14 protein-coding genes and 1 riboswitch are annotated in these 12,184 nt (G+C 28.1%); of the genes, 3 read left to right on the top strand and 11 right to left on the bottom strand.

Annotated elements, in window-relative coordinates; genetic code table 11:
* Position 1 precedes the first annotated feature (1 nt).
* The 10 genes from L6653_RS02345 to L6653_RS02300 form a co-directional block, all read right to left on the bottom strand.
* The gene (locus tag L6653_RS02345) at positions 2-625 is read right to left on the bottom strand and encodes a riboflavin synthase (RefSeq protein WP_236785341.1); all 624 of its coding nucleotides are present in this window, start codon (positions 623-625) and stop codon (positions 2-4) included.
* Positions 606-1,685 carry a bifunctional diaminohydroxyphosphoribosylaminopyrimidine deaminase/5-amino-6-(5-phosphoribosylamino)uracil reductase RibD gene (ribD, locus tag L6653_RS02340; protein WP_236785340.1) on the bottom strand — a complete coding sequence of 360 codons (1,080 nt, stop codon included), beginning with the start codon at positions 1,683-1,685 and terminating at the stop codon, positions 606-608. Before ribD ends, L6653_RS02345 begins: the two co-directional genes overlap by 20 nt.
* A 73-nt stretch (positions 1,686-1,758) precedes the next feature.
* Positions 1,759-1,871, bottom strand: a riboswitch (FMN riboswitch).
* A 134-nt stretch (positions 1,872-2,005) separates the two neighbouring features.
* A complete protein-coding gene (gene rpsU / locus L6653_RS02335; protein ID WP_040397353.1) occupies positions 2,006-2,185 on the bottom strand; it encodes a 30S ribosomal protein S21 in 180 nt (59 codons plus the stop codon).
* A 39-nt stretch (positions 2,186-2,224) separates the two neighbouring features.
* Positions 2,225-2,566, bottom strand: a complete 342-nt coding sequence (locus tag L6653_RS02330) for a histidine triad nucleotide-binding protein (RefSeq protein WP_236785339.1) — start codon at positions 2,564-2,566, stop codon at positions 2,225-2,227.
* An 82-nt stretch (positions 2,567-2,648) separates the two neighbouring features.
* Positions 2,649-3,995: a branched-chain amino acid transport system II carrier protein gene (gene brnQ / locus L6653_RS02325; protein WP_236785338.1), complete on the bottom strand. Its 1,347-nt coding sequence runs from the start codon at positions 3,993-3,995 to the stop codon at positions 2,649-2,651.
* Between the two features lie 179 nt (positions 3,996-4,174).
* Positions 4,175-5,446 carry a ClC family H(+)/Cl(-) exchange transporter gene (locus tag L6653_RS02320; protein ID WP_236785337.1) on the bottom strand — a complete coding sequence of 424 codons (1,272 nt, stop codon included), beginning with the start codon at positions 5,444-5,446 and terminating at the stop codon, positions 4,175-4,177.
* A 10-nt stretch (positions 5,447-5,456) separates the two neighbouring features.
* Positions 5,457-6,263 carry a C39 family peptidase gene (locus L6653_RS02315; protein WP_236785336.1) on the bottom strand — a complete coding sequence of 269 codons (807 nt, stop codon included), beginning with the start codon at positions 6,261-6,263 and terminating at the stop codon, positions 5,457-5,459.
* A gap of 87 nt (positions 6,264-6,350) precedes the next feature.
* Positions 6,351-6,596: an ATP-binding cassette domain-containing protein gene (locus L6653_RS02310; protein ID WP_305854534.1), complete on the bottom strand. Its 246-nt coding sequence runs from the start codon at positions 6,594-6,596 to the stop codon at positions 6,351-6,353.
* Between the two features lie 103 nt (positions 6,597-6,699).
* Positions 6,700-7,599: a diacylglycerol/lipid kinase family protein gene (locus tag L6653_RS02305; protein WP_236785335.1), complete on the bottom strand. Its 900-nt coding sequence runs from the start codon at positions 7,597-7,599 to the stop codon at positions 6,700-6,702.
* A 120-nt stretch (positions 7,600-7,719) separates the two neighbouring features.
* The gene (locus tag L6653_RS02300; protein ID WP_236785334.1) at positions 7,720-8,547 is read right to left on the bottom strand and encodes an exodeoxyribonuclease III; all 828 of its coding nucleotides are present in this window, start codon (positions 8,545-8,547) and stop codon (positions 7,720-7,722) included.
* A gap of 123 nt (positions 8,548-8,670) precedes the next feature.
* On the opposite strand from L6653_RS02300, the gene ypfJ reads away from it, so the two are divergent.
* A complete protein-coding gene (gene ypfJ, locus L6653_RS02295) occupies positions 8,671-9,522 on the top strand; it encodes a KPN_02809 family neutral zinc metallopeptidase (RefSeq protein WP_236785333.1) in 852 nt (283 codons plus the stop codon).
* Between the two features lie 62 nt (positions 9,523-9,584).
* Here ypfJ and L6653_RS02290 read toward each other — a convergent pair whose 3' ends face one another.
* Positions 9,585-9,920, bottom strand: coding sequence for an ArsR/SmtB family transcription factor (locus tag L6653_RS02290; RefSeq protein ID WP_236785332.1), 336 nt, complete (start codon positions 9,918-9,920; stop codon positions 9,585-9,587).
* A 147-nt stretch (positions 9,921-10,067) separates the two neighbouring features.
* On the opposite strand from L6653_RS02290, the gene L6653_RS02285 reads away from it, so the two are divergent.
* Positions 10,068-10,286 (top strand): heavy-metal-associated domain-containing protein, encoded by a 219-nt coding sequence (locus tag L6653_RS02285; RefSeq protein ID WP_236785331.1) that lies wholly within the window; start codon positions 10,068-10,070, stop codon positions 10,284-10,286.
* A 9-nt stretch (positions 10,287-10,295) separates the two neighbouring features.
* On the top strand, positions 10,296-12,179 hold the full coding sequence (locus L6653_RS02280) for a heavy metal translocating P-type ATPase (protein WP_236785330.1): 1,884 nt from the start codon (positions 10,296-10,298) through the stop codon (positions 12,177-12,179).
* Positions 12,180-12,184: the final 5 nt, after the last annotated feature.

Raw genomic sequence — 12,184 nt, 5'->3', positions numbered from 1 at the left:
TTTAAAAACCATTTTCTAATAAAAAGTTTTTATCCAGCCTTTCTTCTTTTTTATATGTCATAGATTTTTGGATAAATCTATTTATAATGTCAGTTTCAATATTTATTTCGTCACCAATTTTTTTATATCTAAAATTAGTTCTTTCAAGTGTTTCAGGAATAAGAGCTACCTCAAAACTTGTGTTTTTATCATCTGAAACAGTAAGAGAAATTCCATCAAGAGCTACAGAGCCTTTTTTTACAATCAAAGAGCAAATTTCAGGACTTGCAGAAATTGTAAATACATTCTCTCTGATATTTTTAATTTTACCAACTCCATCAACATGACCTTGAACTATATGACCATCGAGCCTATCGGAAAGTCTTAAGGCTCTTTCAAGATTTACTTTTTTATTTACATAAGAATTATCAAATTTGGTCATTTTTAAACTTTCATTCATAAGATCTGCCTTATAAGTTTTATCATTAATCTCAGTTACTGTAAGACAAACCCCATCAGTCATAATTGAATCTCCAAGTTTTGTATCTTCTAAAACAATATTTGCTTCAACCTCAATTTGAACATGGTCATTTATTTTTTTAAAAGATAAAATTTTTCCCATTTCCTCAGATATTCCAGTGAACATTTTTTGCCTCAATCATAATATTATTATCAAATCTTTTTACATCTTCTATTTCAAATTCATAGGCATCTTTTATTTTTTCAACTCCTTTCCCATAAAAAGCTGATTTTGAATCTAATCCTCCTATGATTTTTGGTGAAATAAATTCATAAATTTTATCAACCAAAGCTTCTTCTAAAAATCCATTATTTAGCTTTGATCCGCCTTCAACTAAAATTGATCCTACATTCATTTCATAAAGTTTATTTACCAAATCCATAAGGTCTACATGATTATTTTTCATTTTACATTTAATTAAATTTAAATCAGGATTGTTAGTGTCTTTACAAGTAGCTATATAAGTTTTTTTATCACTATTTAAATTAAAAATCTTGTAATCCTTATAAATTTCTTCAATTTCTAAATTTGTGTCAACAATAATTCTAACCGGATCAACTCCCCCTTCTATCCTTGAATTTAAGGAAGGATTATCGTGAATCAAGGTGTTTTTTCCTACAATTATTGCATCATAATCATTTCTTAATTTGTGAACATATTCTCTAGAAAATTCATTTGAAATCCATTTTGAATCATTTGTACTTGAAGAAATTTTCCCATCCAATGTTTGTGCATATTTAAGAGCAATTAATGGTCTATTGTATTTAATATTGAAGAAAAATTTTTCGTTTAATTTTTTACCCTCATCTTCAAGTAAACCCGTTTGAACTTCAATTCCTTTTTCTCTTAAAACTTTTAAGCCATCCACTTTTGGATTTGTATCAATGTTTGAAATTATAACCTTTTTAATATTTCTTTTTATAATTTCTAAAGTGCAAGGGCCTTGCTTTCCATAATGAGAACATGGCTCTAAATTTACATACAAAACAGCTCCATCAGGATCTTCTTTTAAATTATTAAAACAATCAACTTCAGCATGGACTTTCCCATATTCAGGGTGAAAGCCTGTTGATATAATTTTTTCATTTTTTACAAGAACTGCACCAACGAGTGGATTTCTTAAAGTTTTTCCTCTTGCTTTTTTTGCAAGTTCAAAACATTTTTTCATATAATATTTATCATTCATCTTGCCTCCTCCACAATTCTAGGCAAAAGAAAAAGTCCCTTCCAGGGACCTTGATTATTTTAAAAGAAAAATTAAAAATCTTCTCTCATCCAGACTATACTGTCGGTATAGGAATTTCACCTATTCAGCAAAAAGCTCGCGGACTTTACCGCCGGTGGGGAATCACACCCCGCCCTGAAGAATTGTGTTATTTTATTTACACTTTTATTATAATACAAATTTTAATTTTGTCAATCGTTTACATAGAATAAAATTATTTAAAGCTCATTCAAACCATTTAAATTTTCCAATAAAAAAAGACCCAAACGGGCCTTAAATTACTATTTTCTTCTTTTTTTTCTTTTTGCTGCCTCAGATTTCTTTTTTCTCTTTAGGCTTGGCTTTTCGTAGTGTTCTCTTTTTCTGTATTCTGTAAGAACACCGGATCTTGCGCATTGTCTTTTGAATCTTTTAATTGCACTATCAATTGATTCGTTTTCTCCAACTCTGATCTCTGTCATCTCTATCCCCCCTCTCGTATCACACAAATAAGTTTGAAATCAACCTGGTGGCCATTGTAAGGACCTTTTTGCTAAAACATGAAAATGCATGTGCTTAACAGTTTGTCCTCCGTCCTCTCCTGTGTTGTTGACTATTCTGTAGCCGTCTTCTGCTACGTTTAGATCTTCAGTTATTTTTTTAATAACCATAAAGATATGAGAAACTATATCTTTATCTTCTTTATCTAATTTAGCCAAACTTTCTATGTGTTTTTTTGGTATAACAAGAAAATGGATAGGTGCTTGTGGATCTAGATCATTAAATGCAATTACTTTTTGATCTTCATAGATTATATCTGATGGTATATCTCCATCAGCAATCTTACAAAATACACAGTCCATACTTCACCCCCATTGATAAATATAATATCATATTTTAATAAAAAGGTAAAATTTTTTTATAATTTTTACAAATTTATTTCTTTTATCTTTTCTTTTTTATAAATATTATTATTAAAGCTAAAATAAATCCTACTACAGCTGGAACAAACCAACCAAATCCTAATTTAAAAGCTGGAAGATAATCTTTAGCAAAACCAACAATTTTACTTATAGAATTTGTATTTGAAATATTTTTTGGCAAAGCCTTTAAAAAATCAAATATAGAAAATATTCCTGTAAATAAAATTGTTAAAGTGAATATTCTTCTATTTTTTCCAATTATTGGATATGCCAATGACAAAAATATCAAAACAATAGCAAGAGGATATAAGTACATCAAAACTGGTATTGATAGGCTGATTATTTTTTGAAGGCCTAAGTTTGCTATTAAAAATGATATAAATGTAAAAATAATTGCGTAAGTTTTATATGAAAGTGAATTTGGATACATTTCCATAAAAATTTGAGAGCAAGCAATAATTAAACCAATTGCTGTTTTAAGACATGCTATTATTACAATTGCAGCAAGTAGAATCTTACCAAAATTTCCTAAATAATAAAAAGAAATATGAGATAAAATTCTTCCACCATTGTTTCCAAGATCCATAATATTTGCAGATGATGAGGACATAAAGGCAAGCGAAACATAAACCGTACTCATAGCTATTAGACAAATAAGTCCGCTTTTTAAAGTTTCCTTGGCAACTTGATTTGAATCTGTTACACCAAGATTTCTAATACTTGAAATTATAATTATTGCGAAAGCAAGGCTTGCAAGAGCATCCATAGTATTATATCCATCAAGAATTCCCTTAAACAATGGATTATTTTGATAAATTTTTATAGGTTCATTTTGACCAAGATCTCCCATTGGTTTAAAAATTGAAAATAAAACCAAAATTGATAAAAGAACCAAAAATGTAGGAGTCAAAATTTTTCCAATATTATCCATAATTTTTCCTGGCTTTAAGGCAAAAGCCAAAACTATAAGGAAAAATATCAATGAAAAAATAAATAAAAATAATCTTGTTTTTTCTTCCGAAATATTTGATGCAATACCTACTTCAAAGGCTACTGTTGATGTTCTAGGAATAGCAAAAAACGGTCCAATTGTTAAATATAAGGCTGTTGTAAAAAAATATGCAAATTTATTTCCTACAGTCTTTCCCATTTCAAACAAGCTATCGTTTTTTGAAATAGCACTTGCTACAACTCCCAAAAGTGGAAGTCCAACCCCACTAATTATAAAACCCAAAACGACTTTGTATAAGTTATATCCAGAATTTTGTCCTAATTCGATTGGGAAAATTAAATTTCCTGCTCCAAAATAAAGACCAAATAACAAGGATCCAACCAATAATGTCTGGTTGAAATTAAGTTTCTTTTTCATATCATTCCCCTAAATAAAATTTATATTTATATAATTATTCCTAATTTTATACAAAATATATTTAAAAAAATTATAACACAAGTCCATAAAATTTTAAAATATATATATTGGAAAATTTAATAAATTTCATAAAAAAGACTGATTAAATTAGTATAAAATTCAATCAGTCACAATTTTTATTAAGAATTCTTTTTTACCATTATATCAAGTAAGGATTCATATATTGGTTCATTATGAAAATTTTCTGTTACTAGGTAAGCTACAAGACAAACTATTATTATTGGTAGGAAAAAATCAATTCTTCCTCCCGTCATCTCTATTATTAAAAACATACCAGTAAGTGGAGCCCTAACAATTGATGCAAAATGAGCTGCCATAGCAAGCATTGAAAAAATTATAATTTCATTTTGTCCAATTAAGTTTAAATCAAATAAAATTGACCCATAAAAATTACCCAAAAGAGATCCCATAGCAAGCAAGGGAAAAAATATTCCTCCAGGAATTCCAGAGCAAAAAGCTATTAGTAAAAGTAACAACTTCATAAAATAAAAATAAAATAAAGTAATCAAATCTACATTTTCTCCTTGGGCAAGAGCTATGAAATTTTCCCCACTTCCTAAAAGTCTAGGATCTAAAAGTAAGAATAAACTTGTAATAAAAAATGGCAATATTGATTTTATTCTTTGTGAAATTGGTAATTTTTTGTAAATTATTTTACCATATAAAATTCCCTTATTAAATAAAAGAGAAGAAAACCCAACCAAAATTCCAAGAAAAATTAGATGAATCCAAAACTTCATTGGTAAATTTAAATGATTATTAATTTTTATTACTGGATTATTTCCTATAATAAGACTTGTAACTATGCTTGATGAAATAATTGTTGATGTTATGTAAATAAAATTAATTCTAGAAGTTTTTTTCATCAATTCTTCAAGAGCGAAGGCAATAGCAGAAATTGGTGCTGTAAAGGCACTTGTTATACCAGATGCAGATGATCCAATAATCATTATTTTTGTATCTTCTTCATCCAATTTGAACATATGAGCCATAACCTCTCCTAAAGATCCTCCAATTTGAACTGAAGGGCCTTCTCTTCCCAAAGTTAGACCAGACCCAATTGCAAGAATTCCTCCAAAAATTTTATTTATAAGGCAAGAAAGAGCATTATAATCCAATTTATTTAAAAGTTTTCCAGAAATTTGAGGAATCCCACTTCCTCCAATCATTGGTTCCTTATCTACAGAAATTGAAACTAAAAAACCAATAAAAATAAACACACAGATAAAAATAAGAGAATTAACAAGATTTTCTTGTCCAAATTCAATCAAATTTAAAATTAAAGACATTATTTTAGGAATTAAAATCCTAAATAAACTTACAACAAAGCCCGCACAAAGACCTATTATAATTGAAATTAACAATAATTTATAAGATATTCTTTTTTTCATACTAACCTCTTTAATACACTAACCAAATATTTGCTATTTGATCTTCTAAAGTTCCGTACGACCAAGTTTTTTTTGAATTTTTTATAGAATTCGGATCATTTATAACAAATCTTCCAAATTTATAAGAATCAATAACCAAAATATGGCCAAACAGAGTAAAATTCCCCTTATTTACAGAAACAATAAGACTTCCCCTATCTAGGGCATCTACAATGTCCTTTTTATTATTAGAAATACTTTTTATATTATGACCATATTTATGGGCCTCATCTTCAAAAAATTTCCATTCAATTCCATCTGGCCCCATATAAGAATTTGCATCTTGAGCAATATTTATTGGACTAATATCAGATTCTGGATTTAATCTTTTTAAAACCATGGCCATAGAAGTAGGACCACATCCGGCAAAACCAATATTAGAATCTCCCAAAATATTATAAGCCCATCTATTATCCCACTGAAGAAAATATGGAGTTTTTCTTTTGAAATTTTCACTTTCACCAGAATAATATTCAAAATCCCAAATCTTATTTTCTAAATTATAAACAAATTCGCTAGTATCTATATCATTTCCAACAAGATAAATTTCATTATCAGAAAGATTATCAAAATTTTCATATATCCAATTAATTTTTTCGTTATCATCTTTATGTTTTTCTATATTTTTATATAATTTATCCATATTATCAGTTTTTTCCTGGCTAAAAACAAGGCCAAACAAATCATCAGCTCCTCCACCAGCTGAAAGTGATTTTACTGAAAGAAAAATTATAAATAGAAAAATTAAAGTAAAAATAGTTTTTAAAAGTTTTTTCATATATTTATAATATCATAAATTTAAAAAATAAAAAAAGTCGTGAAAAATCACGACTCAGAGCGTAGACAAAGTACATTTAGTAATTCATTATGTAGGCTCTATCATTCTATTTATCAATCTAATTAAAGTTGATTTTCCAGAACCAGATAGACCCATTATTACAAATAATTCCCCATCTTCAACATCAAAAGAACATCTGTTAACACCAACTGTAAGTCCAGTTTGATCTAAAATTTCTTTTTTTGATTTTCCTTCTTTTAATAATTTAATTCCTTTTTTGGGATTATTACCAAAAATTTTTGTCAATTCTCTTACTTTTATTTTTATAGACAAAAAACCTCCTAACATTTTTCATTCAGTTTTATTCATATTTTAGTTATGCTGGTTATAATCAATTGTTCCAAGATATTCATTAATTATTAAATATGTTTTATAATTAATTTTTATTATCTGGAAGATATATTTCTATATGTTTTTCTAAAATTTCAATGTCACATGGAAGTTTTTCTTTTACTTCACCGTCCATATCAAGGTCAATTTCTTTGTCCTCTAAATTTTTAATAGAAAGTTTTTTGCAAGTGAAAGATTTTACATTTTCATTTTCATCAACTTTTCCAAATAACATATCTTTAGCTGCATTTACTTTTGATATTAGTCCTTCTTCAGTCATAATAAATACATTCAACTCACCATCACTTAAACTTCCATCATCATGAGAAAATTCTAAATTTCCAATTTTATTCACAGTCATTACATAAAGTAAAGATGCATCGCACTCAAAAAACTTATCTTCATATTCAATTTCTATTTTTACTGTTTCGTCATTTGGAATAGTTTTTAATATATTTTTAACATAAGCAAAGCCACCTAATTTTTCTTTTTCTTCAGATTTTGTTGATGTAGTTGCTTCTATTAATTTCCCAAAACATACATAATAAGAAAAATATGTGTCGTTACATTTTCCTATATCAACTTTTTTTGTTTTTTCAAATGATAAATTATCTATTGCTTCTTTCAAATCATTTGATCCACCAATTAATTGCATATAGGTATTGTTAGTTCCACCTGGTAATAAACCTATTTTGGGTCTATAATCCATTTTTGAAACCCCATTAATCACTTCATTAAAAGTACCATCTCCACCAACTACAAATATTGAATCAAATTTATCTTTACAAGCTTTAATCGCAAAATTTTCTCCGTCATCTTCTTTTTCAGTCTTTCTATCTACAACTTCATCAAATTCTTTTCCTAATTTATTTATTAAGATTTTCATAAATTCATCATTATTGCCATCTCCAGAATTTGGATTTTCAATTAACATACATTTTTTCATAGTATCTCCTTAAATAGTTATTAAATTTTTTTCCTTATTTAAAATAATATACCCAATTTAAAAATCAAAATAAAAAAGAATATCCTTTTAAAAAAACTTAAAAAGATATTCTTTAAAATTTTACATGTCTATTGTTAAGAAAATTGGTGTGTGATCTTGTCTATCACCTGAATCAATCATCTCTGATTCTTTTACTTTTTCTTTTATCCTATCTGAAACAATAAAATAATCTATTCTCCAGCCTGAATTATTAATTTTACTTGTCTTTACTCTTTGAGCCCACCAAGTATATTTTCCTTCTACATCTCCGTGTATATGTCTAAAAGTATCAACAAAGCCTTTATTTAATAAATTTGTAAATCCTTGTCTTTCTTCATCGGTAAATCCTGCAGATTCATGATTATTTTCTGGATGCTTTAAGTCAATTTCTTTATGAGCAACATTAAAATCTCCACAAGCTATTACAGGCTTTTCTTTGTCTAAATTTTCTAAATAATTTGCATATTTTTCATCCCAAACTTCTCTTAAAGCAAGTCTAGATAATCCATTTCCTGCATTTGGTGTATAAACTTGAGTAAGATAAAAATTTTCAAATTCTAATGTAATTATCCTTGCTTCTTGATCCATCGTATCTGGTGCATCTAAAATTGGATATGAAATTTCAGCTTTATAATTTTTTTTGTAAAGAGTCATACATCCTGCATAGGATTTTCTAGCAGGTTCTTGAGAACTTATACAAGCATAATTATATTCTGGAAAATAACTTTCTAAAATTTCCTTGTGTTTTTTGCTTGGTCCCTTTCTTGGTAGTTTTGTTTCTTGCAAACAAATTACATCAGCATCTTCTTTAACAATTGTATCTAAAACTTCTCTTGACATCTTCGCCCTATTTGAATCGCTCGTAAGAGCTGCATTTAGGGAATCTATATTCCATGAAATAATCTTCATTTATTCTCCTTTTATTTACTTATTATTACAAACATTTTACCAATACTTTAAAATATTACAATTTATAAAATATCTAACCATAATTAGGGTATCATTTTATTAGAGATAAATTTGGAGGTTAATATGAAATGGAAAAATAGGAGAAAAAGTTCCAATGTAAATAGGGGTTCTGGTGCACCGATTGTTTTCGGAGGTGGAATTGGGGGATTAATTTTAGTTTTAGTTCTTTATTTTTTGGGTGCAGATCCATCTGTTATAAATAATCAAAATATTGATCAAGGACAAAACAGCCAGTACGAAGAAAAAATCTCTGAAGGACAAAAAGAATTAGAAGATTTTTTGTCAGTTGTTCTTGCAGATACTGAAGATATGTGGCATGAAAAATTTTCAGAATATAATTTAACATACAATGAACCAAATATGACTCTTTATACTGGTTCTACAAAATCAGCTTGTGGTGTTGCACAATCTGGTATGGGACCATTTTATTGTCCTCTTGATCAGGCTGTATATATTGACGTATCTTTTTATGATGAATTAAAAAATACTTTTGGAGCTGGAGGCGATTTTGCTTTTGCTTATGTGCTTGCCCACGAAGTTGGTCACCATGTTCAAAATGAATTGGGAATTTTAGATCAAACCCAAGAACTTCAAAAGAAATTATCAGAAAGAGAATACAACAAATATTCGGTAGCCCAAGAGTTGCAAGCTGATTATTTCGCAGGAGTATATGCTTACTATTCAAAGGAAAAAGGATATTTGGAAGCAGGAGATATAGAAGAAGCTATGAGAGCAGCCTCATCAATTGGTGATGATAAAATCCAAAAAATGTCAGGATCAAATATAAATCCAGATAAATTTACCCATGGTTCAAGTAAAGATAGAAAAAATGCTTTTGACATGGGTTATAAATATCATGATATTGAACACTCTATGGATTTTTACAAAAATTTAGAATACAAAATCCAAATATAAGTTAATAAATAAAAAGTTAAGCCTTAAATTATGAAATTTAAATCATAATTTCAAGGCTTTTTTTATAAATTCTTACTTTTTAAAATAATATTATACATAAATTCACTAACTTTATTGTCATTGGCCTTATAAAACATTTCTTTTCCTTCTCTATTTGAATTAATAAGACCTGCATTTTTTAAAACCTTCAAATGATGGCTAACTGCTGGAGATGACATATTCATAATTGCAGCAATATTTATTACACATTCTTTTCTGTGACACAAAAGCCAAAATATTTGAAGTCTTTTGGGATCTCCTAATTGTTTGAAAGCTTTAGAAATATCATCAGCCTTATTTTCTTCTAACAAAAAATCAATTTTATCATCGTTTTTATGGTGTTTGTGTGGTAGTTTCATTTTTCTCTCCTTAATACTACTTTACCACAAAATTAAAAAACAATTAAATAATTATTTAATCTTGACTTTTGATAAAAATTCTTGTATTATGAACTTAGATACAATTAAATAAATGTTTAATTGTAAATATTTTTAAAGGAGAATTTTATGAAAAAATCATACAAAATTGAAGTGGATTGCCCTTCATGTGCAAATAAAATGGAAATCGAAGCAAAAAACACTGAAGGAGTAAAAGACTGTACCATTAACTTTATGATGTTAAAAATGAAAGTTACATTTGAAGATGGTGTGGACGAAAAAGAAGTAATGGAAAATGTTTTAAAAAATTGCAGAAAAATTGAAAAAGACTGTGAGATTTATTTTTAAGGACAAATTATGACTAAAAATCAAAAAAAAAATTTATCTAGGATAATTTTATCAGCCTTAATCTTAATTATCCTACATTTTACAAATTTCAATAATGTTTTTACAAGTATAATGTATTTAATTTCCTATCTTTTGGTTGGATATGACGTTTTACTTGAGGCTTTTAATGGAATTAAAAATAAACAGGCTTTTGATGAATCTTTATTGATGTCTATTGCAACAATTGGGGCTATAATTCTTGCTTTATATACAAAAAGCGGTGATTTCGTGGAAGCTGTTGCTGTTATGCTTTTTTACCAAATTGGAGAATTTTTTCAATCATATGCAGTTGGAAAAAGTAGAAAATCAATTGCAGATCTTATGGATATAGCTCCAGATTTTGCAAATATTGAAGATGAAAATGGAAATATAGAAGAAGTAGATCCAGACGATGTTGAAATTGGATCAACAATAGTAATAAAGCCTGGAGAAAAAGTTCCTTTGGATGGTATTGTAATTGATGGACAATCTTCACTTGATACCAAAGCCTTGACAGGTGAGTCAGTTCCAAAGGATGTAAGAGAAGGATCTGAAATATATTCAGGATCAATTAATTTAAATGGTTTATTAAAAATTAAAACTACAAAAGAATTTGGAGAATCCACCGTTACAAAAGTTTTAGAATTAATTGAAGATGCATCAGAAAGAAAATCAAAATCTGAGGATTTTATCACAAAATTTGCAAGAATTTATACACCAGTAGTTGTATATCTCGCCCTTGCTTTAGCATTTTTGCCAGGAATATTTTCATTTTTAATGGGAAATAGTCCAAATTTTTCATCTTGGATTTATAGGGCTTTGATATTTTTAATTATATCTTGTCCATGTGCTTTGGTTATTTCAATTCCTCTTTCATTTTTTGCAGGAATTGGATCTGCAAGCAAAAAGGGAATTCTTGTAAAGGGATCAAATTATATGGAAGTTTTATCAAATGTTGACCAAATTATTTTTGATAAAACTGGAACCTTAACAAAGGGAACTTTTGAAGTAACAGCTGTTCATCCAGAAAAATTATCTAAAGAAGAACTTCTTCATATATCAAGTCACGTTGAAAGATATTCGACCCATCCTATTGCAGATTCTTTGAGAAAAGCCTATCCAAACGAAAAAGATGATTGTGAAATTCGTGATATAAAAGAAATTTCAGGCTATGGAATAAGTGCAAAAGTAAATGGAGATTTGGTATATGTCGGAAATTCTAAATTAATGGATAAATATGATATAGAATGGAAAGCTTGTGAAAAAACTGGAACTATAATTCATGTAGCAATTAATGGCAATTACCAAGGTCATATCGTAATTTCAGACACAATAAAAGAAAATTCTAAAAAAGCTATATCTGATTTGAAAAAAAATAATATAAGCAAGACAATAATGCTTACTGGGGATTCTAAAGAAGTTGGAGAAAATGTTGCAAAAAATTTATCTTTGGATGAATTTTATAGCGAACTTCTCCCTCAAGATAAGGTAAAAATTCTTGAAGAAATTTTAGATAAAAAAGATGATGAAAATAAAAAAATTGCCTTTGTTGGTGATGGAATAAATGACGCCCCTGCCCTAACTCGAGCTGACATAGGAGTCGCTATGGGAGCTATGGGCTCAGATGCAGCAATAGAGGCTGCTGATGTTGTTTTAATGGATGATGATCCAGGAAAAATTCCAATGGCCATAAAAATTTCAAAAAAATGTCTAAGAATTGTAAAAGAAAATATATATTTTTCAATTGGAGTAAAAATCATAGTTTTAATTCTTGGAGCCCTTGGACTGACATCAATGTGGGCTGCAATTTTTGCTGATGTCGGCGTAACTATAATAGCTGTATTAAATGCTATGAGGTGTATGTATTTGAAATAGGTGAA

Source organism: Anaerococcus ihuae, from assembly GCF_928368155.1.
GTDB lineage: Bacteria > Bacillota > Clostridia > Tissierellales > Peptoniphilaceae > Anaerococcus > Anaerococcus ihuae.
Note: the sequence above shows the minus strand (reverse complement) of the source record. Positions and strands in the feature narration are given on the sequence as shown.

Excerpts from the sequence above, each read along its gene's own strand:
- ribD (WP_236785340.1), bottom strand. The coding sequence starts at position 1,685 with ATGAATGATAAATATTATATGAAAAAATGTTTTGAACTTGCAAAAAAA.
- L6653_RS02290 (WP_236785332.1), bottom strand. The coding sequence starts at position 9,920 with ATGAAACTACCACACAAACACCATAAAAACGATGATAAAATTGATTTT.
- L6653_RS02320 (WP_236785337.1), bottom strand. The coding sequence starts at position 5,446 with ATGAAAAAAAGAATATCTTATAAATTATTGTTAATTTCAATTATAATA.
- rpsU (WP_040397353.1), bottom strand. The coding sequence starts at position 2,185 with ATGACAGAGATCAGAGTTGGAGAAAACGAATCAATTGATAGTGCAATT.
- L6653_RS02315 (WP_236785336.1), bottom strand. The coding sequence starts at position 6,263 with ATGAAAAAACTTTTAAAAACTATTTTTACTTTAATTTTTCTATTTATA.
- L6653_RS02280 (WP_236785330.1), top strand. The coding sequence starts at position 10,296 with ATGACTAAAAATCAAAAAAAAAATTTATCTAGGATAATTTTATCAGCC.
- L6653_RS02345 (WP_236785341.1), bottom strand. The coding sequence starts at position 625 with ATGTTCACTGGAATATCTGAGGAAATGGGAAAAATTTTATCTTTTAAA.
- L6653_RS02300 (WP_236785334.1), bottom strand. The coding sequence starts at position 8,547 with ATGAAGATTATTTCATGGAATATAGATTCCCTAAATGCAGCTCTTACG.
- L6653_RS02305 (WP_236785335.1), bottom strand. The coding sequence starts at position 7,599 with ATGAAAAAATGTATGTTAATTGAAAATCCAAATTCTGGAGATGGCAAT.
- brnQ (WP_236785338.1), bottom strand. The coding sequence starts at position 3,995 with ATGAAAAAGAAACTTAATTTCAACCAGACATTATTGGTTGGATCCTTG.
- ypfJ (WP_236785333.1), top strand. The coding sequence starts at position 8,671 with ATGAAATGGAAAAATAGGAGAAAAAGTTCCAATGTAAATAGGGGTTCT.
- L6653_RS02330 (WP_236785339.1), bottom strand. The coding sequence starts at position 2,566 with ATGGACTGTGTATTTTGTAAGATTGCTGATGGAGATATACCATCAGAT.
- L6653_RS02285 (WP_236785331.1), top strand. The coding sequence starts at position 10,068 with ATGAAAAAATCATACAAAATTGAAGTGGATTGCCCTTCATGTGCAAAT.